Here is an 18220-nt window from a genome sequence, read left to right as displayed (position 1 = left end):
CGGATATTGCCCCAAACGCAAATCAGCCGAGGATGTGATCACCCTCGGCTGAGTAAAACCTTTATCGATGATCGCCTTAGTCGAACAGGCGCTCGATCGGGAAGGAATAGGTCAGGGACAGGATTTCTGTACCCGGGTTCTCGTCACCGATGCTGGCGTTCGAGATGTGCGAGATACCAAGGCTGAGACGTTCGTGGCTGTCAAAGCGGAAGCCCAGCTCAAGCCCCGAACGGAATTCGATCCAGTGACCAAGATCTTCACCATTGCCCTGATGGTATGCACCAACCGAGGTATAGACACTGGAAACGAAATGATCGCCCCACAGAACGTCAACAGCCAGACCGCCATAACCGTGAACGGCACCTTCGGAAGTGACCATCACACCACCGATCGGGCGGGTGACATCAAACATCGCGTGCTGTGCACGGTAGTTCAGACGAAATTCTGCAGCTTCTTCGTCCTGCGTGATGTCGACCATACCGGTCGAAAATTCAAGCAGTCCGGAATCGTTATCATTTCCAAGAATTTGCTGTGCTTGTGCGGTGTTCAAAAAACCAAACAGTACGCAAACTGCAAGCAGTTTCCCCAAAACCAACTTCATTAACCAAGTCCCCACTAGATCAATCGGTTCGATATACTACCCAACCGTGCTTCAAACTCAACAACACAATGCTGCTTGTCGGTTAATTTTACACAAACTTCTTGCCATCGAACCGGTTGGTCGCCAGCACAAGCTCCCGGATAATCCCGGGTTCACTGGCCGCATGCCCGGCATCATCAACGATGACCAGCTCAGAACCATCCCACGCCTTGTGAAGTGCCAAGGCCGAAACCGGCGGGCACACAACGTCGTAACGCCCCTGAACAATGACGAGCGGTGCATGGGAAATGCGACCGACGTTCTTGATCAACTGGTCTTCTTCAAAGAAGCAGCGATGGACAAAGTAATGATGTTCAAGCTTGGCCAGCGCCAACGCGATCTGATCGCCTTCAAAGTCCTCGACCAGACCATCATCAGGCAGAAGCGTACAGCATGTTGCCTCATAGGCTGACCACACGCGTGCGGCATCAATGGCCGCGTCTTCACCATCCCTGCCAGAGAAGATATCGGCATAACGGTCAAGCAAGGGCTGATAACCGGGATTGTCTTTGAAACCAGCAGCATCAAGGAAGCGGCGCTCTGCCTCGGGGAAGAACCGCCCCATGCCTTCCATGAACCATTTGATTTCGGATGTCGTGCCAAGAAAGATACCGCGCAAGACAAAGCCTGTGACGCGTTCCGGGCACGCCTGACCGTAGGCCAACGCCAAAGTCGAGCCCCACGAGCCCCCAAACACAAGCCAGCGATCAATGCCGCGTTCCTTGCGCAGGGCTTCGATATCGCCAATCAGATGATCGGTCGTGTTATTTTCAAGGCTACCGAACGGGCGTGATTTTCCGGCCCCGCGCTGATCAAACAAAATCACACGGTACTTTTCCGGATCAAAGAAGCGGCGGCTGTTAGGCGAAATACCCGCACCCGGGCCGCCATGCAGGAAGATGACCGGCAGCCCATCGGGGTTACCAACTTCTTCCCAGTAAATCTCGTGACCGTCTTCACGAGGTAACCAACCCGACTGATGGGGCGAAATTTCGGGATAGAGCACGCGAAGGACCTTTTCTTTATTAAATGGGACGCTGTCTTTTCGCCGGTGGCGGCGCGTACAAGAAGTCGCATAAACGACCGTATAAGAACAAGCTCTATTGCGCCCCCGACTATCGGGCGAGGCAAAGCCAGAACGGGTTTTCAAGCGTGATGTAAGGGCCACCGCGATTTTCAATCACGCCACGTACCCGAACTTCCTGCCCGACCCAATCCTGCAGGATGTCTTGAAAGTCTTCGCCGTTGGCGACTGCATCCCGGAAGGTGGCATCGAGTGCGATGGTGAAATCTTCGCGCCAGTTCGATCCGAAGTTAAGATAACTACGCCATTCCTGATGTTCGATGCTTCTGATCGTGCCATCAATCACGGCAAATCTGCCGATTGCATCACGGGCGATCGGGATATTCTCTGCCCCTGCATCATGGGCCCGCACGTAATAAGCTGTCTCTGGGCTCGGGTCGGACCAAATGCCAGACTGATTTTCTATTGCGGTGTCTTCGATCCCGATCAGCTCTGACACATCCTGCCTGCTTTCAGGAACAAGCATCCCGAGACCGGCAGCCACAAGTTCTGCATGCCAATCGCCGACACCTTCATCTTGAATGCGAACCGGTAGTCGCCCGAGAAAGTCCGACCTTTCGGCCAGCGGCGTGATCGAAACCTTGTTCGTACTGGCCTGTTCTAGCCATGCCCGTGCCGCGTCTTCATATCCCGGTACAAACGCAATATCTGCCAGCCGAAATGATTTACCCGGCAGCTCGGCGGCAGTGAATGCATCAACCGCTTCAATATTAAGTTGCACGTCATGCCAAACCGGTCTCGGATCCGTTGAGAGCAGCGTTTGAGCATCACCCGCGATGATGTCAGCCCCACAGCGCCAATCTGCGGCCATCACGGGTAGATTGACCCCGCAAAAGACGACAACAAGCAGCATTAATGTGCATTTACGCCACACCAATGTCGATCCGGCCCAAAAATTTCCCCATTTTTGATGCTTTATCGGTGAATGCGAAAAGATTGAATGATCAAGGAACACGCGCTACCAATTCCCGGTTGGTTTTGCAAATATATTGCGCCACAGCTTACGCGGCCAAAGGACACGAGGAAAGATATCAATGGGCTGGCTGAACTTTCGTTCACATAAACATATTGCAGGTGTGCTTGCGGCCATTGCGCTGAGTACTGCCGTTGCCGGATGTTCGACCAACCGGGCGACCGGCGAAGACAGCTTTACGGCCTTCATGTCGCCCGAGCAGGAAAAACAGATCGGCTCGCAGGAACATCCGAAAATGGTCAAGGAATTCGGTGGTCAATACACCGAAAAGGACCTGCAGACCTATGTGACAGAAGTCGGTGAAAAGCTGGTCGCGGTTTCGGAAACCCCGAACGAGAAATTCACCTTCACGGTCCTCGATTCCCCGGTCGTCAACGCCTTTGCCCTGCCAGGCGGATACGTTTATATTACGCGCGGTCTGGCGGCCCTTGCCACCAACGAGGCAGAACTGGCAGGCGTCCTTGCCCATGAGATCGGCCACGTCGTTGCCCGCCATTCCGCACAACGTTATAGCCGTGGTGTGCTGACGCAAATTCTGGCGGGTGGTCTGGCCGTTGCCGTCGGAAACGGTGCTGGCGAGCTGATTGGCACCGGGGCAAACGCATACCTCAAATCCTTCTCGCGCGAACATGAATTCGAAGCCGACATGCTTGGCATTCGCTATATCACGCGTGCGGGCTATGACCCAGATGCCATGGCGACCTTCCTTGAAAAGCTTCGTGCCCATTCACGACTTCAGGCCAAACTTGCTGGTCGATCCCCCGATGATGTCGATCAGTATGATTTCATGGCAACCCATCCGCGCACGCTTGATCGTATTGAACAGGCCCATCAAAGCGCCAATGTCACCGCGGTTGCCAATCCGGAAAGTGGTGCTGTGCGCTATATGACGGCAATTGACGGTATTCTGTATGGCGACGGCCCGGATCAGGGTTATGTCCGGGGACAGGAATTCGTCCATGTGCCATTGAATTTCCGGTTTGAAGTCCCCGATGGCTTCACAATGACCAACCAGCCAAATGCCGTTATCGCCCGCGATGGCAAAGGTGCGCAGATCATCTTCGAAGGTGCGCCGGGCGCAAAGGACATGCGCCTTGATAGCTATCTTCAAAACGGGTTCTCGAAACAGATCGCCATTCGCAATATTGAAATACTCGACATCGAAGGTCAGGAAGCCGCCACCGGCAGTGCTGATATCTCGTTGCGTTCGGGTCCTGCACGCCTGCGCGTGGTTGTGATCCGCCATGGCAGCTCGGCCTATCAGTTCCTGTTTGTCACACCGCTTGATCAGGCTGATAGCTATAACCTGCCACTGCGCCGCACGACCTATAGCTTCCGCCCGCTCACCGATCGGGAAAAGAAGATCTATACCCCGCTTCGCATCAAGGTACGTGCCGTAAACCCGGAATATGACCTGCAGACCTTTATCGACGACATGGAAGTCGACAAGGCACCAGCAGATGTCTTTGCAACTATCAACGGCCTTCGCGATGGGCAGGCCCCGGCGGTCGGGTCGCTGGTCAAGGTGGTTCGGCACTAGAACGCCAACCTATCCAAACCCAAAACGACAAAAGGCAGCATATTAATGCTGCCTTTTTCTTTTTCGATTGCGCCCTGCCCCGAGGGGATAACGGAAAGTCTAACTGCTCGTGATCTGCTCGATCACGGCACCCTGTCCATCAAGGGCAACCGCGATTAAATGACCACCGCGGCCTGCACCACCGTCCAGCGACAGGGTAAATTCGCGTTCCTGCAAGCCTGTCTGACCTTGGGATGCACCGCGCACAATACGGGCACAGTCGTAATACCGTTCGGTGATGGCTTCAAACATTGATCCGCCCCACCAGAAGGTATCCGTCTGGCCTGTCAGTGGCCGTGAGCCATCCAGCCCTGTATGAACAAAGATCAGGCGCCCATCTGTCGAATAGGCCGCGTGCTTCAGATCAGACATCAATGCGTTATGGCCGCTATGGCGACGCACGGCATCCGCAAAGCCCGAGGTCCACTGCGAGATCGCATGTGCGCCCTGATGCATGGTTCTTTGGACACTGACCGGATCAAAGCCATAGGCACGCACTGGTCCGGCGATGCCACGGGTCAGCATCCAGTCAAAAACCTCGCCCGGGTTTGGGGCAAACTGGATCTGCTGCAACTTGGACAGCATTTCTTCGGCTGCACCGCGCAGGAAGGCGATATCACTGATATCAACACCATCCTTGGCAATGAAGAAACGGCGAAACAGCAACAGCTCGTTGATGGTTGCGACGACATTTTCGGCCGTGCCATCGCCCCAGTAATTGCCAAGATAGACAAGCCTGTCGCCCGGTTTCATATGTTGCGCAAGTTTCTGGTGAACGGCGCACAATGCGCCATGATCACCATTGATTGCGCCGACGACCCAGATTCGCTCAGCCGGCTTGATCGGCGCCAGAACTGTACTCATCGCTGTAACCTGCCCAAAACAAAAATAAAACCGGCCCAAGCGTATATCGCGGGCCGGTTTTTATAAATAGTTGTCTGAAGGGCCCTTCGCAATCAGGCAGCCTTCTGCAAAAGCTTTTCGAGTTTGCCAGAAGCCTTGTCCTTGTCGATTTTTTCAATCGCGGCAAGTTCATCAACGAGGCGCTCGAAAGCTGCTTCGTAGATCTGGCGTTCGGAGAAGGACTGTTCCGGCTGGGTCGCGCTGCGGTGAAGGTCGCGCACGACTTCGGCGATCGAAACCGGGTCACCCGAATTGATCTTTGCTTCATATTCCTGCGCACGGCGGGACCACATGGTGCGTTTCACACGCGCGCGGCCCTTAAGGGTAATCAGCGCGGAATCCATCTGTTTCTTCGAGGACAGCTTGCGCAGACCGGAGTTGCCAACTTTGTTCACCGGCACGCGCAAGGTCATGCGGCTAGATTCAAAGGTAATTACATAAAGGCGCAATTCCTGCCCCGCAATTTCCTGGGTTTCCAGGCCATCAACACAGCCAACGCCATGTGCGGGGTAAACAACGTAATCGCCAACAGCAAACGGCAACTTATCCGACATCAAGCATCCTTCCGGCCCAATCAGGCCTGGTCATTCAACTGCAACACTACAGAACCAGCGACGCAAAGAGCTGCACGCGACCAAGCTTTTTGGCAAAGTCGCGGTTCAGACAGGAAATTCAAATACGGAAATCCGACATTTCGGAACGAGCCTGTCGAGCCCTTAGCGCGAATTGTGAACCATAACACAACACGCCATCAGTTTACAGGAATTTTCCCGGCAAGTCGTTCAATGCAGCCATGCGCAAAACCCACTGGCGCAAACCAGTGGGTCAAAAATCGCATGAAATATCGGGGGTTAGCCCAAAAATCAGTCGCCCGTTCCCGGGGCTTCGGACAGCAATTCGGTCTTGCCGGATTTGCCATTCCATTCATCCGCATCGGCAGGCGCATCGCCCTTGCGGGTAATATTTGGCCAAACCTCTGCAAACTTACGGTTGATTTCCAACCAGTTATCCAGATTCGGTTCGGTATCGGGAATAATCGCTTCAGCGGGGCATTCCGGTTCGCAAACACCACAATCGATGCATTCATCAGGGTGAATCACCAGAAAGTTTTCACCTTCATAGAAGCAATCGACGGGACAAACCTCGACGCAGTCCTGATACTTACACTTGATGCAGTTTTCCGTCACCACATAGGTCATGGTGTAACTCCGTACAGGTTGCGGGGCCAGATTGCGGCTGCACCCGCTTTCGGCCATGTTCTCTCTCGGGAATTGGGTTATCACGCACAGCAGTTGTGTGCAACTCCAATAAAACCCTAATTTTTTACGTAGTATTTTCTTCACGACGCACTGACAGGCTGCGTGGCGACTGCTTCGAGTTCGCCCTCAACGCTGCAGTGCAGCGCAGAACATACAGATTTCTCGCGGCTTTTCCAGTTCCTAAATCCCGCGGAGAATTGCTTTTACCCCCGCAAAGCCATAGTCTGCTTCGCAAGGGGTATAACAGAAGAAACTGTGGGGATCGGATTGCCGGAAAAAGGCCTTGATCAACAACGGCTTAGATGGCGCGATCGCTTGTCTGTCAAACAGGCAAGGATTGCGGTCGGCCTTACTTTGCTGATCGGCCTGTTATTCAGTGGCATTCAGATTGTCTGGGATCTTCGTGAAGAACAGAACCTGATTGACCGAACCGTAAACCAGGTTCTTGCGACGCTGCGCGAGTCTGCGACCCAGGCCGCATATGGTCTGGATGAAACACTCGCAGCCCGTGTTATTTCCGGCCTGTTTGAATATGAGCCTGTCTACGAGGCCGAGCTTCGCGACAACTTCAAAAATGTTCTGGCACGCAAGACCGAACAGCCAATCAATTCCAACCGCACATTCCTGACCCAGATCATGTTTGGGGAAAATCAGGAATACGAAATCCCGCTGAATACAGACGGACCAAACGGTCTGGTCGGCCATCTTAGTGTCAAGATCGATACCGACATGATCGCAGAGGGTTTCATCAACCGTGCTTCGCGCATTCTGTTGTCGGGGATTGTGCGCAATCTGCTGCTTGGTCTGGTTCTGGTTGCTTTTTTCTATATCACACTGACCAAACCGCTTCTGGGCATTGCCGCACAATTGCGCCAAATCGATCCGGAAAAGCCAGACTCTGCTGCCATCAATATTCCGCCGCACCATGCCCGCAATGAACTTGGCATGATCCTGCAGACAACACGTGGCCTGGTCGAACGGGTTTCATCAACACTCGACAGGTTGCTTGAAAGCCAGCAAAAGGTCCGCGATCGTGAAAGCCGCCTGAGCGCCATCGTTCAAAATGTCGCGGACGGCATTCTGACAATCACGCCGACGGGTCGCATTGTCGAATGCAATGCCGCAACCAAAGAGATCCTCGGCCTGATGCGCGATGAGACACCGAAGGGCCGTACATTACATGAATTCCTGCTGCCGCGTGCCGTGCCGCTTCTTGAACACAGTCTGGAAGAACTCGCCGCACACGCCCCCGGCGCAGAGGCCGTTGAAAAACGCTTTACCCTGCCGATTGTGCGCGCCGATCAGAAGGAAATCGATGTCTCCATTGCATTGCGCCTGATCCCAGATAGCGCAACACCATTGATGACGGCTGTTCTGAACGACATCACCGTGCGAAAGCGTTACGAAGAACAACTGGTCTATATGGCCAATCATGACACGCTGACCAATCTGCCCAACCGCAGCATGCTTGAACGCAGCCTGTCAGAAGCCCTAAACACCCATAAAAACAATGCATCTGAACGCAGCGGTGCCACCGCAATCCTGTTCATTGACCTTGATCGTTTCAAGGTGATCAATGACAGCCTTGGTCATGATGTCGGAGACCTGATGCTCAAGGCCGTCGCACTCAGATTGCAACGCGTGATCGGGCGACAGGAAATCGTCGGTCGATTGGGCGGCGACGAATTCCTGATCATTATTCCTGACCTGAAGGAAACGCAGGATGCCGTCATCCTGTCGCAGGCCGTGCTAGATGCCTTGGCACCGGCCTTTGACATCAAGGGACGCGTTCTTTTTGTCACACCGTCCATCGGGATTGCCCTTTATCCATCTGATGGCGAGGATTTTCCAGCCCTGATGCGCAATGCCGACACCGCAATGTATAGTGCGAAATCCAGTGGCGGTGGCACCTATCACTTCTTTACCAAGACCATGAACGAAAGTGCCATGGCGCGCCTTGTGATCGAAAATGATCTGCGCGAAGCTCTGGTGAAGGATGAGTTTGAACTGCATTATCAGCCGAAGGTCGATCTGCGGACAAACCAGGTCTGCGGCCTTGAAGCGCTGATTCGCTGGAAACAGCCCGGTCGGGGCTATATTTCGCCAATGCAGTTTATTCCGGTTGCCGAGGAAACCGGCCTGATCAGCAGAATTGGCGAATGGGTTTTCCGCGAAGTTTGCCGCCAGATTTCCGAGTGGGAGGCACAGTCACTCCCGCCGATGCCAATTGCGGTCAATCTGTCACCAAGACAATTGATCGAGGGTCACATCACAGAGACGATTTCACGCATCCTTGCCGAGACGGCAACGCCAGCCGCCCGTATTGTGCTTGAAGTCACCGAAACGGCAATGATGCAGGAAATCAAGAAGGCGGCCACCATCCTTGATGAGCTGCGCCATCTTGGTTTAAAGATCGCAGTGGATGATTTTGGCACCGGGTATTCGTCACTCGCCTATCTCAAACGGTTGCCGATCAATTCCATCAAGATTGACCGTTCGTTCGTTCGGGATGTCACGATCGACACAGACGACGCCGCGATCACGCGCACCATTATTGCGATGGGGCATAACCTTGGCCTCAAGGTGATCGCCGAAGGGGTCGAGACCCAGGAACAGATGAATTTCTTGCGGGAATGCAATTGTGATGAAGTCCAGGGCTTCCTGATCGCAACCCCGCTGCCGCCCGAAGAAATTGTCCAATACATTCGACGACCATCGATCGACATGTCGAGTGAAATCTAGCCCGCCAGACACGCCCAATTAACAGATGCTTCGCCACCACTGCCCCGCAAAATCGAGATGAAAATGCCAAACACCAAATCCGTATTGCTCGTTGATGACAGCAAGTTTGCCCGCCTTCTGGTCAAGGCGTTCATTTCCAGCAATTTTGCCAATTGGGAAATCGACGAGGCCGAAGATGGCGCCAAGGCGCTTGAGATGGTTGATGCCAAAACCTATGACTACATGCTGGTTGATTTCAACATGCCGGGCATGGATGGGCTTGAACTGGGCGAAAAGCTGCGCGGCCGGTTCCCCGGGGCTGTAATTGCGCTTCTGACTGCCAATATTCAACAGGAGATCCAGAACAAGGCCGAGAACCTTGGCCTTGATTTCATCGCAAAGCCCCCGACTGAGGATAAAATTCGCGACTACATCATGTCGCGGGAAGCAACCCGATGATCGAACTGACCGAACTTGAACATGATACAATTAGTGAACTGATCAATATTGGTGTCGGGCGTGCCGCGTCGTCCCTTTCTGAAATGGTTGATCAGCCTGTTGAATTGACCGTGCCTGCCATCTCGTTTGTCGAACGGTTTTCCGACAGCGAACTGGCCAACGCCCCGACCGAAGTTGTTTCTGCCGTCAGTCAAAGTTTTCATGGACCGTTTACCGGTGAAGCCATGCTTGTCTTCCCGGAAGTTCGCAGCCTTGAGCTTGTCCGTAGCTTGCTTAAGGTTGACGTACCGCTTGATACGCTGACCGATCTTGAACAGGAAGCCCTGATGGAGGTCGGCAACATTATCCTCAATGCTTGCCTTGGCAGTATTTCGAACGTGCTGGGTGAACCGATCAATTGCTCCATGCCGACGTTTCGCAAACGCGAAACGCGTGCATTGCTTGACGACGACACCGCAGGCGGCAGCGCCGCCACGAATCCCGTTTTGATGATTTTGCATGTACAATTCATGCTGCGTCAGAACGATATCGATGGCTATGTGCTGTTTGTGATGGACTTGGAGTCCATCCAGATGTTGCGTGAACTGGTGCGGCGTTTTCTGGCCAACTCCCTTGGATAACCGGTGAGAGGTGAATGACAAAGTCGCAATCCGCTAAGGGGGACCAACCCCCGTCATTTGATCTGAACCGTGACAGCGATGCTGCCGATCTTTTTGCAGCACTGCTTGATACGGCAGATACAGGGCTGATTGCGCTTGCCCCGGACGGGACGATTTGCCACTGGAACCAGTGGATGCAAAGCCGGTCGGGCAAGGATGCCGATCAGGTCATGGGCAAGGCGTTGCACGATGTGTTCCCCGACACGAAACTGGGCCGTGTCAGCCTTGCGATTGAAGATTGCCTGAAATTCGGCATGCCAGCTGTCATTTCACCCTCGCTCAATCAGGGTGCCTTGCCGCTTCGTCCCCTACCGCAATTTGCCGCCAGTTTTGATCGTATGGAACAATCCATTCGTGTTCACCCGATCCAGACCAAGCGTAATGGCACGCTTTGTTCATTGATCATTCGCGACGTCACACTGGCTGTTCAGCGCGACCGTCTTTTGCGCCAGCAGGCCGCCGAGCTGGCCGACCTTGTCACGCAAACCAAACGCAGCGAAGACCGCACACGTGCCATTTTGCAAAACACCATCGATGCCATTCTTGTCGCTTCTGATGATGGCAGCATCGAACCGCTTAATTCCCGCGCGCAGGAGCTTTGCGGTCCGACGGGTGATCCGGAACTGCGCAACATCATCCGGTTTTTGCTGCCTGATAGCGAACATACCCCGCTGACCCCGCCGCCGCCAAACCGGCTTTTGACCGACCTTGGCACCGGGGTGATCGAAGTGCTGGCATCCACACTCAGTGGTCGCAATGTGCCGCTTGAAGTCGCAATCAGCCACTTTTCCGCCGATCAGCGCTACCACTACATCATTACGCTGCGTGATATTTCTCAACGCAAACGCCACGAAAAAGAAATCCAGCGCACGATGCAGGAACTTGAACGCTCGAACGCGGAACTCGAACAGTTTGCCTATGCCGCCTCGCATGACTTGCAGGAACCGCTGCGCATGGTTTCAAGCTACACGCAGTTGCTTGCCCGGCGGTATGAGGGGCAACTCGACGAAACTGCTGACGAATTCATTCATTACGCGGTTGATGGCACGCAACGCATGCAGCGGATGATTGATGACCTTCTGACCCTGTCGCGGGTTGGACGCCACGGCAAGCCGTTCAATCCGGTCCCGCTCGACAATCTGTTTGATGCCATTGTCACCAATTTCAGGCGTGCCGGTTCCACCCCCGAAGGCAACATCATCCGCGAAGGCCATCTGCCGACTGTCATGGGGGATGCAAGCCAGTTGCTGTTGTTATTCCAGAACCTAGTGTCAAACGGGCTTAAATACAGCGATCCGAAAAATGGTCAGGTCAGGATTTTTGCCTCGGAAACACCCGATAGCTATCGGATCTTTGTCGCCGATAACGGGATCGGCATCGACGCGCAATATCACGAAACCATCTTTGAAATCTTCAAGCGCCTGCATGGCTATGGGGATTATGCCGGGACGGGAATTGGTCTTGCGATCTGTAAAAAAATCGTCGACCGCCATGGTGGTGGTATCGATGTCACCAGCAAACCCGGCCAGGGCAGCACCTTTTGTGTCGAGCTGCCAAAAGAATTGTCGATTGTCGCCGCATCCGAAAGCATGTAGCTTTCAGTTTACGTAAGCGTAAAGATGATTGAGCCCCCATGAGCGACAGCTACACCATCACCGATCTTGCCCGCGAATTCGAAGTCACCACCCGAACCATCCGCTTTTACGAGGATCAGGAACTGATTTCGCCCGAACGGCAAGGTCAGACCCGGATCTATAGCCAGCGTGACCGTGTGCGCCTGCGGCTGATCATGCGTGGCAAGCGGCTTGGATTTTCACTAAAGGAAATTCGCGATTTGCTGGATCTTTATGACGGCGATCGCAGCGAGATCACCCAGCTGACCACACTGGTCGACAAGGTCAATGAACGCCGCGCGACACTTCGTAAGCAGCGTGAAGACATTGACGCAACGCTTGATGAGCTCGACAAACTTGAAGAAACTTGCCAGGAAGAACTGTCGCGCAAAAAGGCAGGCTAAGAGCCCTGCCCTTTGCCAACGTTATTGACTGCTACCTGTTGGGTTCTGCACCTTGGCCAACCGGGCTTCAGAAGGGCGGGACAAGATAAAACAGCTAACAGGAATGGCGACCAGAAGCTGAATAAACGCCACCCATCGGTTCTCGATCAGCACCAATGACGCCGTAATCACCACCAGAAACGCCACCATCGCAAGGGTTTTGGCACGGCGATTGATCACGCCATACTCGTTCCATTGACGGATCGACAAGCCAAAACGCGGATGATTGCATATCCAGTCATGCAGGCGTGGTGATCCCTTGGCAAACAGCCAAGCGGCCAACAGCATGAAGGGCGTCGTTGGCAAAAGCGGCAGGAAAATACCGATCACACCAAGACCAACAGAAAGCCACCCAAGGGCCAGATAGATATGCGAGACGCGCAGCATTGATTTCCTGTTTACAGTCAGCCCGACCCCTGACAGGTTAGAGCAGAGCTTGATACCATTCGCTTGTATCGTTTTGCCGCGGGCATTCCTCTGTCCAGCAAGGAAAGAAGCGCAGAGCGTAGCGGCGCTACGGTCGAGATTCTTGACGCTGCGGGGCAGAGGAATGTCCCGGCCCGTAGGGTTCGGTTCGGCGATGTTTCGCGTCGTTACACCACTTGAACGATGCACCGCATCGTCCTGCGCGCTGTGCCTTGCCAAACAGTTCGCCGAACACGAACAAAACCGATACAAGCGAATGGTATCAAGCTCTTCGGTAATGTAGGCATAGAAATCAGCAAATTCAATCAATCGCCGACCATCACACTCAGTTAATTGATCACCTTGAAACAGTTCGACAATCTGCACGGTTTCCCATGCTTGAAATTGTAAATGGCCTCTATCTGGATGAACGCCATCTGAGTTTTCAGTTTGTCCGTGCCTCCGGCCCGGGCGGGCAGAACGTCAACAAGGTTTCCAGTGCTGTTCAGATGCGTGTGCGCATTGATGACCTGACCGAATTGCCAATGCATGTGCGCAATCGCCTGCGTGAACTAGCCGGCAGCAAATTGACCAATGACGGCGAAATCATTTTTGACGCGCAGCGCCACCGTACCCAGGAACGCAACAAGCAGGATGCGATCGACCGTTTTCTGGCACTTTTGCGCAAGGCAGCCGAACGCAAAAAATACCGGGTCAAAACCCGCCCCAGTCTTTCTGCCAAACGCAAACGCGTCGATTCCAAAAAGAAGCGCGGTGATACCAAGAAAATGCGGCAAAAACCGTCCTATTGATTGCGCGATACCCATACAAAGGCCTGCCATGACCATCGACTGGAACAGGATTTCAACGGCGTCTCTTCCGGCCAATTGCGGGTGGAAGGGAACCTATCGCGTTCGTTATTCCGAGATCGGTGACAATGGCAAGGTCATGATGTCTGCTTTGGCCGACTATATGCAGGATGCCGCTGGCTGGGGCGCACGTATCCTGAAACTGGCCTATGACGATACGGTTGATCAGGGCATTGCATGGGTTCTGGCGCGCATGGTCATTCAAATGCGCAACTATCCGGGAAATGGCGAAGATATCCTGATTGAAACATGGCCGTCGGGGGTATCACGCCGGGTCGCCACCCGTGACTTTCGCCTGACCAATAGCAAGGGCGAAATCATCGGTGTCGCGCAAAGTTTCTGGGTGATGTTTGACCTTGGCACCCGTCGTGCGGCCCAATGGCCCGATTGGGTGGCCGAACGCCTGCCAGATCCGCCCGGCCCCAAATTGATCGAACCACCTTTGCGACAAGCCTTTACCACCGATCCTTTGCCGACCATGGATAACATCAAGGCACGGCCGTCCGATCTTGATCTGTATGGACACGTCAACAATGTGCGCCTGATGCAATGGGTCATGGGGGTTGCGGGCCCGGATGGTCGACCGGATTTTCACCCCGAAAGCCTCGATATTCAGTTCCGCAGCGAATGCCGTGTGCAAGAACGTGTTGCCATTCGTCATGCGGATGGCTTTGCCGCCATCACCCGCGAAGAAGATGGCACCGATCTGGTGCGTGCCCATATCGTGCCGTTTAACCAGACTGCCGTGGCCTAGGCCCAAATGCCGTGAAAGCGGACCTAGCGGCCATCCATCATCGCATCAAACAAATCAGCAATCGGCTTGAAGCTTTTGCGGTGATGGGCGGTCGGGCCCACCTCGCCCAACCCCGCCATATGCTTTTTGACGCCGTACCCGGCATTACCTTCCCAGCCAAAGAACGGATATCGCGTGGCCAAGCGGGCCATGGCGCGGTCACGCACCACCTTGGCAACGATTGATGCCGCGGCAATTGAAAGCGACTTGCTATCGCCTTTCACCACCGTCTCCACCGCACAGGGCAACCCGGGGTCGCGATTGCCATCAACCAATGCCTGATCAGGCAAAGCCCCAAGGCGACTGACAGCGCGGCGCATGGCGACATAGGTCGCCTGCAGGATATTGATCTGGTCAATCTCGCGCACGGATGCGGCACCAATGCCGACTTCGGCACAGTTCATGATGACGCCGTAAAGGTGATCACGTTTCTTGACCGAGAGTTTCTTGGAATCATTAAGCTCGGACAGCAGCTCCACCGGAAGACGTCCATCGCGCGGCAGGATAACAGCCGCCGCTACGACCGGACCAGCCAACGGCCCGCGACCGACTTCGTCGATCCCGGCAATACGGCCCTGATACTGATCTTCGATGGCAAAATCCGGCATGGTGATCTCTGTCCCGTCCCTCTCTGTCTTTCGTCTTAGCAACTGAGATGCACGCAGGCAACACACCCTAACAACAAAACGGCACCGGTTTCCCGGTGCCGCTTGAATTCATCAAAGGTCCTGACCCTTTCAGGTTTCCTTTTCCTGATATTCTTCGCTGGGGTCATACCCCTCTGGTCCGATCGGATCAAAGGTTGCCCAACCTTCATTCTGTTTGCTGGGCGGCAGTTCCTTGTTCGGATCAACATTCAGCAACATGTACGCCTTGGCGATCAGGTTTGCGGTGATCGGCGCTGTCAGGAAGATGAACAGCGTAATCAGCAATTCGTGAATGGTGAATTTACCGCGCTCAATCCAGAAGAACAGCATGGACGCAATCAAGACACCGCCAAGCCCGACTGTACTGGCCTTGGTCGGTGCATGCAGGCGCGGCAAAAGATCACGCAACTTGATCATCCCGAACGACCCAACCAGCAAGAACAGTCCGCCGATCACGATCAGAAGCGAAATGATGAGTTCAACAACAAACGGCATCGTTACGCTCCCTTATTCGATGATGTCGCCGCGCAAGACGAACTTGCAATAGGCCACGGTTGAAACAAACCCGAACATCGCAAACAGCAATGCCCCTTCGAAATACATCGCAGTTGCCTTGCCAATCCCGTACAGCACCAGAAGGGCAATGGCATTGATCGCCATGGTATCAACTGCCAACACCCGGTCTGCCGTGGTCGGCCCGACGGTCAAACGATACAGGTTCATCAGAAGTGCCAGCGCAACGCAGATAAAGCCGAAATTCAGTGCATAATCGATCATTCGAAAATCTCCTTCAGACGGCGTTCGTAGCGGTTCTTGATATCGTCCACCACGCTCTGCGGATCGGGTGCGTGCAGGCAATGCACAAGCAGGCTTTTGGCATCGGCACTCAGATCAATCGTCACGGTTCCCGGCGTCATGGTGATCGTACCGGCAAGCGTTGTGATCGCCTCTGGCGAGGTCAGATCAAGCGGCACAACAACCGACTTTGATTCCAGGCTTTCGGTTTTGCGAAACAGGATCAAACCAGCCACGATCACATTCGCCACCAGAATGTCCCACAGCACAATCAGCCCGTACTCACAGATCCCATAGACGTTGCGCAAGCGCGGTCGATCCTGCCAGAAACTGGCTGTGATCAGCGGAATGATGATCGCAAGAATAAGCCCAAAAATCACCGCACCGGCCGAGACTTCATTGACCAGGAACACCCAGACAACAAGCAGTACAAGTGTCAAAAGCGGATGGGGCAGATAACGTTTTATCATCTTTTCTATCCTCTCCCCTTATTGACCGACCAGTGACAGGGCATTTTCGCCCAGCACCGCTTCGATGTAATGCGACGTATCAAACAACTGTGCCGCAACGCCGTTCAGATACTCGGTAATCGGTCCGGCAAAGATGGTCAGCGCAATCAGGCCACTGACCATACCGCAACTGGCAATGATCGGAAGAACCGGCCATTTCGCACCTTCGACCGTGATTTCGCCATCGACGGAGGCACTTTTCCAAAACAGAACACTGCCCGCCCGGCCAAAGCCGACGATGCACATCAGTGACGTCACCAGAATGATCGACCAGATCCAGACCATCGCATCACTATCGCGTGCCGCATCAAGAATCTGAAGTTTACCGATAAAGCCACTAAGTGGCGGCATCCCGGCCATACCGATCGCACCGATAAAGAACAAAACCGCCAGGAAGCCGGTCTGATGGAAGCGCGGTGCGGTATGCAAACTGTCCCCGAACTGCCCGCGGCGTGACACCACAAGATCGGCAATCAGGAACAGGGCCGCCGCCGAGAAGGTCGAATGCAGCATATAATAAAGACCGGCCGAAATGGCTTCGGGCGTAAACAGCCCGATGGCAATCAACAAGGTCCCCATCGACCCGATCACCGAAAAGGCGATCAGACTGTTAAGACGTTTCGCCGCCAGAACCCCGGTCATACCAAGTACCAGGGTTACCAGTGCGGCCGGCAGGACATACGGCGCTGCCAGCCAGGCCATGTCACCGGCCGTATCGCCAAAGGCCAGCGAATAGACACGCAGAACACAATAAGCCCCGACCTTGGTCATGATGGCAAACAGGGCGGCCACCGGTGCCGGTGCATTGGCATAGGTGCCCGGCAACCAGAAATGAACCGGAACAAGTGCGGCCTTCACACAGAACACCAGAAGCAGGATCAACGCACCGGCGCGCAGCAGGGCTGCATCACCCGACGCGACATTGGTGACCTGAATGGCAAGGTCGGCCATGTTCAGCGTCCCGGTGACGGAATAGATCATGCCGACACCAATCAGGAACAAGGAAGACCCTGTCAGGTTGATGACGACATATTGCATCCCGGCCTTCAAACGTTCTGCCCCCGCGCCATGCAGCATCAAGCCATAGGACGCAATCAGCAAAACTTCGAAGAACACGAACAGGTTAAAGATGTCACCGGTCAGGAACGCACCATTGACCCCCATCAGCTGGAACTGGAACAGGGCATGGAAATGCTTGCCGCGCTGGTCCCATTCGCTTGATGCGAAAAGAACAACGCCAAGACCAAGAAGCGATGTCAGGAACACCATCATCGCCGAAAGACGATCAAGCACCAGAACAATGCCAAACGGTGCCGGCCAATCCGACAGCGCATACATTTCCGGGCCATTGCCACTGGCATAAACCAGAAGCGAAAGTGTCACGGCCACAAGGGCGACCGTTGCCGTGATGGAAAATACGCGCTGCAGAATAATGTCGTGACGCACCGCCAGAACAATCAGGGCAGCCATCACGGCGGGCAGCACTATGGGAACAACAATCCAGTCACCCATCAGTTTTTATCTCCTGCTTCGGATGGCGCGCCAACCGGACGACCGTCAACATGGTCATTACCGATTTCAAGGAAAGTCCGGATCGACAAAACAACGATCAATGCCGTCATACCGAACGAAATCACAATTGCCGTCAGGACAAGCGCCTGTGGCAATGGATCAGTATATTCGGTGACACCCTCACGCAGGATCGGCGGCATGTTGATGGTCAGACGTCCCATGGCGAACAGGAAGACGTTCACCGCATAGGACAGCAGGGCCAAGCCAACAACCACCGGGAAGGTTCGCCCGCGCAGCAACAAATAAGTCCCGCACGTGGTCAGAAGCCCAATACTGCTTGCGACAAGAAATTCCATA

At 54.3% G+C, this 18220-nt stretch carries 21 protein-coding genes; 8 read left to right on the top strand and 13 right to left on the bottom strand.

The features are described from left to right. Window positions 1-76 precede the first annotated feature (76 nt). The 3 genes from B2T33_RS19325 to B2T33_RS19315 form a co-directional block, all read right to left on the bottom strand. On the bottom strand, window positions 77-601 hold the full coding sequence (locus B2T33_RS19325; RefSeq protein ID WP_064779796.1) for an acyloxyacyl hydrolase: 525 nt from the start codon (window positions 599-601) through the stop codon (window positions 77-79). An 88-nt stretch (window positions 602-689) separates the two neighbouring features. Next, a complete protein-coding gene (pip, locus tag B2T33_RS19320; protein ID WP_197145970.1) occupies window positions 690-1646 on the bottom strand; it encodes a prolyl aminopeptidase in 957 nt (318 codons plus the stop codon). A gap of 109 nt (window positions 1647-1755) precedes the next feature. Beyond that, window positions 1756-2445 carry a hypothetical protein gene (locus B2T33_RS19315; RefSeq protein ID WP_197145972.1) on the bottom strand — a complete coding sequence of 230 codons (690 nt, stop codon included), beginning with the start codon at window positions 2443-2445 and terminating at the stop codon, window positions 1756-1758. Window positions 2446-2758: 313 nt separating this feature from the next. On the opposite strand from B2T33_RS19315, the gene B2T33_RS19310 reads away from it, so the two are divergent. Beyond that, window positions 2759-4237 (top strand): M48 family metalloprotease, encoded by a 1479-nt coding sequence (locus B2T33_RS19310; protein WP_197145974.1) that lies wholly within the window; start codon window positions 2759-2761, stop codon window positions 4235-4237. A 99-nt stretch (window positions 4238-4336) separates the two neighbouring features. Here B2T33_RS19310 and B2T33_RS19305 read toward each other — a convergent pair whose 3' ends face one another. From B2T33_RS19305 to fdxA, 3 genes are all read right to left on the bottom strand, one after another. Then, window positions 4337-5140, bottom strand: a complete 804-nt coding sequence (locus B2T33_RS19305; protein ID WP_197145976.1) for a hypothetical protein — start codon at window positions 5138-5140, stop codon at window positions 4337-4339. Window positions 5141-5232: 92 nt separating this feature from the next. Next, a complete protein-coding gene (locus B2T33_RS19300) occupies window positions 5233-5733 on the bottom strand; it encodes a CarD family transcriptional regulator (protein ID WP_008889261.1) in 501 nt (166 codons plus the stop codon). A gap of 309 nt (window positions 5734-6042) precedes the next feature. Further along, on the bottom strand, window positions 6043-6378 hold the full coding sequence (gene fdxA / locus B2T33_RS19295) for a ferredoxin FdxA (protein WP_007090191.1): 336 nt from the start codon (window positions 6376-6378) through the stop codon (window positions 6043-6045). A gap of 375 nt (window positions 6379-6753) precedes the next feature. Here fdxA and B2T33_RS19290 point away from each other — a divergent pair, with 375 nt between their 5' ends. The 5 genes from B2T33_RS19290 (at window position 6754) to B2T33_RS19270 (ending at window position 12294) form a co-directional block, all read left to right on the top strand. Next, the gene (locus tag B2T33_RS19290) at window positions 6754-9180 is read left to right on the top strand and encodes a putative bifunctional diguanylate cyclase/phosphodiesterase (protein ID WP_252723982.1); all 2427 of its coding nucleotides are present in this window, start codon (window positions 6754-6756) and stop codon (window positions 9178-9180) included. Between the two features lie 63 nt (window positions 9181-9243). Continuing rightward, window positions 9244-9618 carry a response regulator transcription factor gene (locus B2T33_RS19285; protein ID WP_286792916.1) on the top strand — a complete coding sequence of 125 codons (375 nt, stop codon included), beginning with the start codon at window positions 9244-9246 and terminating at the stop codon, window positions 9616-9618. Next, on the top strand, window positions 9615-10238 hold the full coding sequence (locus tag B2T33_RS19280) for a chemotaxis protein CheC (RefSeq protein ID WP_197145990.1): 624 nt from the start codon (window positions 9615-9617) through the stop codon (window positions 10236-10238). Before B2T33_RS19285 ends, B2T33_RS19280 begins: the two co-directional genes overlap by 4 nt. Window positions 10239-10252: 14 nt before the next feature. Next, a complete protein-coding gene (locus tag B2T33_RS19275; RefSeq protein WP_286792915.1) occupies window positions 10253-11872 on the top strand; it encodes an ATP-binding protein in 1620 nt (539 codons plus the stop codon). 38 nt (window positions 11873-11910) lie between these two features. Then, a complete protein-coding gene (locus B2T33_RS19270) occupies window positions 11911-12294 on the top strand; it encodes a MerR family transcriptional regulator (RefSeq protein ID WP_064779803.1) in 384 nt (127 codons plus the stop codon). A gap of 21 nt (window positions 12295-12315) precedes the next feature. Here the strand turns inward: B2T33_RS19270 and B2T33_RS19265 are convergent, their stop codons facing one another. Beyond that, window positions 12316-13125, bottom strand: a complete 810-nt coding sequence (locus tag B2T33_RS19265) for a YbaN family protein (RefSeq protein WP_286792914.1) — start codon at window positions 13123-13125, stop codon at window positions 12316-12318. An 8-nt stretch (window positions 13126-13133) separates the two neighbouring features. Here B2T33_RS19265 and arfB point away from each other — a divergent pair, with 8 nt between their 5' ends. Further along, window positions 13134-13550 carry an alternative ribosome rescue aminoacyl-tRNA hydrolase ArfB gene (gene arfB, locus B2T33_RS19260; protein WP_064787466.1) on the top strand — a complete coding sequence of 139 codons (417 nt, stop codon included), beginning with the start codon at window positions 13134-13136 and terminating at the stop codon, window positions 13548-13550. 28 nt (window positions 13551-13578) lie between these two features. Beyond that, window positions 13579-14361: an acyl-[acyl-carrier-protein] thioesterase gene (locus B2T33_RS19255; protein WP_286792913.1), complete on the top strand. Its 783-nt coding sequence runs from the start codon at window positions 13579-13581 to the stop codon at window positions 14359-14361. A 23-nt stretch (window positions 14362-14384) separates the two neighbouring features. Here the strand turns inward: B2T33_RS19255 and B2T33_RS19250 are convergent, their stop codons facing one another. From B2T33_RS19250 to B2T33_RS19225, 6 genes are all read right to left on the bottom strand, one after another. Continuing rightward, window positions 14385-15008, bottom strand: a complete 624-nt coding sequence (locus tag B2T33_RS19250; protein WP_286792912.1) for a ribonuclease HII — start codon at window positions 15006-15008, stop codon at window positions 14385-14387. 129 nt (window positions 15009-15137) lie between these two features. Then, complete coding sequence (locus B2T33_RS19245; RefSeq protein WP_064779806.1) at window positions 15138-15542, bottom strand: Na+/H+ antiporter subunit G; 405 nt, start codon at window positions 15540-15542, stop codon at window positions 15138-15140. A gap of 12 nt (window positions 15543-15554) precedes the next feature. Beyond that, window positions 15555-15824: a K+/H+ antiporter subunit F gene (locus tag B2T33_RS19240; RefSeq protein WP_063088598.1), complete on the bottom strand. Its 270-nt coding sequence runs from the start codon at window positions 15822-15824 to the stop codon at window positions 15555-15557. Beyond that, complete coding sequence (locus B2T33_RS19235) at window positions 15821-16312, bottom strand: Na+/H+ antiporter subunit E (RefSeq protein ID WP_064779807.1); 492 nt, start codon at window positions 16310-16312, stop codon at window positions 15821-15823. The genes B2T33_RS19240 and B2T33_RS19235 overlap by 4 nt, the downstream gene beginning before the upstream one ends. Window positions 16313-16330: 18 nt before the next feature. Further along, entirely contained in the window at window positions 16331-17863 is a 1533-nt protein-coding gene (locus B2T33_RS19230; RefSeq protein ID WP_120224246.1) for a monovalent cation/H+ antiporter subunit D, read from the bottom strand. Beyond that, a complete protein-coding gene (locus tag B2T33_RS19225; protein WP_064779809.1) occupies window positions 17863-18219 on the bottom strand; it encodes a Na+/H+ antiporter subunit C in 357 nt (118 codons plus the stop codon). Before B2T33_RS19225 ends, B2T33_RS19230 begins: the two co-directional genes overlap by 1 nt. Window position 18220 lies beyond the last annotated feature (1 nt).

This window comes from Thalassospira sp. UBA4513 (assembly GCF_002388495.1).
Classification (GTDB): domain Bacteria; phylum Pseudomonadota; class Alphaproteobacteria; order Rhodospirillales; family Thalassospiraceae; genus Thalassospira; species Thalassospira tepidiphila.
The sequence above is the reverse complement of the archived record's forward strand: the minus strand, read 5'-3'. Positions and strand labels throughout refer to the sequence as shown.

Excerpts from the sequence above, each read along its gene's own strand:
- B2T33_RS19305 (WP_197145976.1), bottom strand. The coding sequence starts at position 5,140 with ATGAGTACAGTTCTGGCGCCGATCAAGCCGGCTGAGCGAATCTGGGTC.
- B2T33_RS19240 (WP_063088598.1), bottom strand. The coding sequence starts at position 15,824 with ATGATCGATTATGCACTGAATTTCGGCTTTATCTGCGTTGCGCTGGCA.
- B2T33_RS19255 (WP_286792913.1), top strand. The coding sequence starts at position 13,579 with ATGACCATCGACTGGAACAGGATTTCAACGGCGTCTCTTCCGGCCAAT.
- B2T33_RS19270 (WP_064779803.1), top strand. The coding sequence starts at position 11,911 with ATGAGCGACAGCTACACCATCACCGATCTTGCCCGCGAATTCGAAGTC.
- B2T33_RS19280 (WP_197145990.1), top strand. The coding sequence starts at position 9,615 with ATGATCGAACTGACCGAACTTGAACATGATACAATTAGTGAACTGATC.
- B2T33_RS19235 (WP_064779807.1), bottom strand. The coding sequence starts at position 16,312 with ATGATAAAACGTTATCTGCCCCATCCGCTTTTGACACTTGTACTGCTT.
- B2T33_RS19225 (WP_064779809.1), bottom strand. The coding sequence starts at position 18,219 with ATGGAATTTCTTGTCGCAAGCAGTATTGGGCTTCTGACCACGTGCGGG.
- B2T33_RS19325 (WP_064779796.1), bottom strand. The coding sequence starts at position 601 with ATGAAGTTGGTTTTGGGGAAACTGCTTGCAGTTTGCGTACTGTTTGGT.
- B2T33_RS19300 (WP_008889261.1), bottom strand. The coding sequence starts at position 5,733 with ATGTCGGATAAGTTGCCGTTTGCTGTTGGCGATTACGTTGTTTACCCC.
- B2T33_RS19230 (WP_120224246.1), bottom strand. The coding sequence starts at position 17,863 with ATGGGTGACTGGATTGTTGTTCCCATAGTGCTGCCCGCCGTGATGGCT.
- B2T33_RS19275 (WP_286792915.1), top strand. The coding sequence starts at position 10,253 with ATGACAAAGTCGCAATCCGCTAAGGGGGACCAACCCCCGTCATTTGAT.
- fdxA (WP_007090191.1), bottom strand. The coding sequence starts at position 6,378 with ATGACCTATGTGGTGACGGAAAACTGCATCAAGTGTAAGTATCAGGAC.
- B2T33_RS19285 (WP_286792916.1), top strand. The coding sequence starts at position 9,244 with ATGCCAAACACCAAATCCGTATTGCTCGTTGATGACAGCAAGTTTGCC.
- arfB (WP_064787466.1), top strand. The coding sequence starts at position 13,134 with ATGCTTGAAATTGTAAATGGCCTCTATCTGGATGAACGCCATCTGAGT.
- B2T33_RS19250 (WP_286792912.1), bottom strand. The coding sequence starts at position 15,008 with ATGCCGGATTTTGCCATCGAAGATCAGTATCAGGGCCGTATTGCCGGG.
- B2T33_RS19310 (WP_197145974.1), top strand. The coding sequence starts at position 2,759 with ATGGGCTGGCTGAACTTTCGTTCACATAAACATATTGCAGGTGTGCTT.
- B2T33_RS19245 (WP_064779806.1), bottom strand. The coding sequence starts at position 15,542 with ATGCCGTTTGTTGTTGAACTCATCATTTCGCTTCTGATCGTGATCGGC.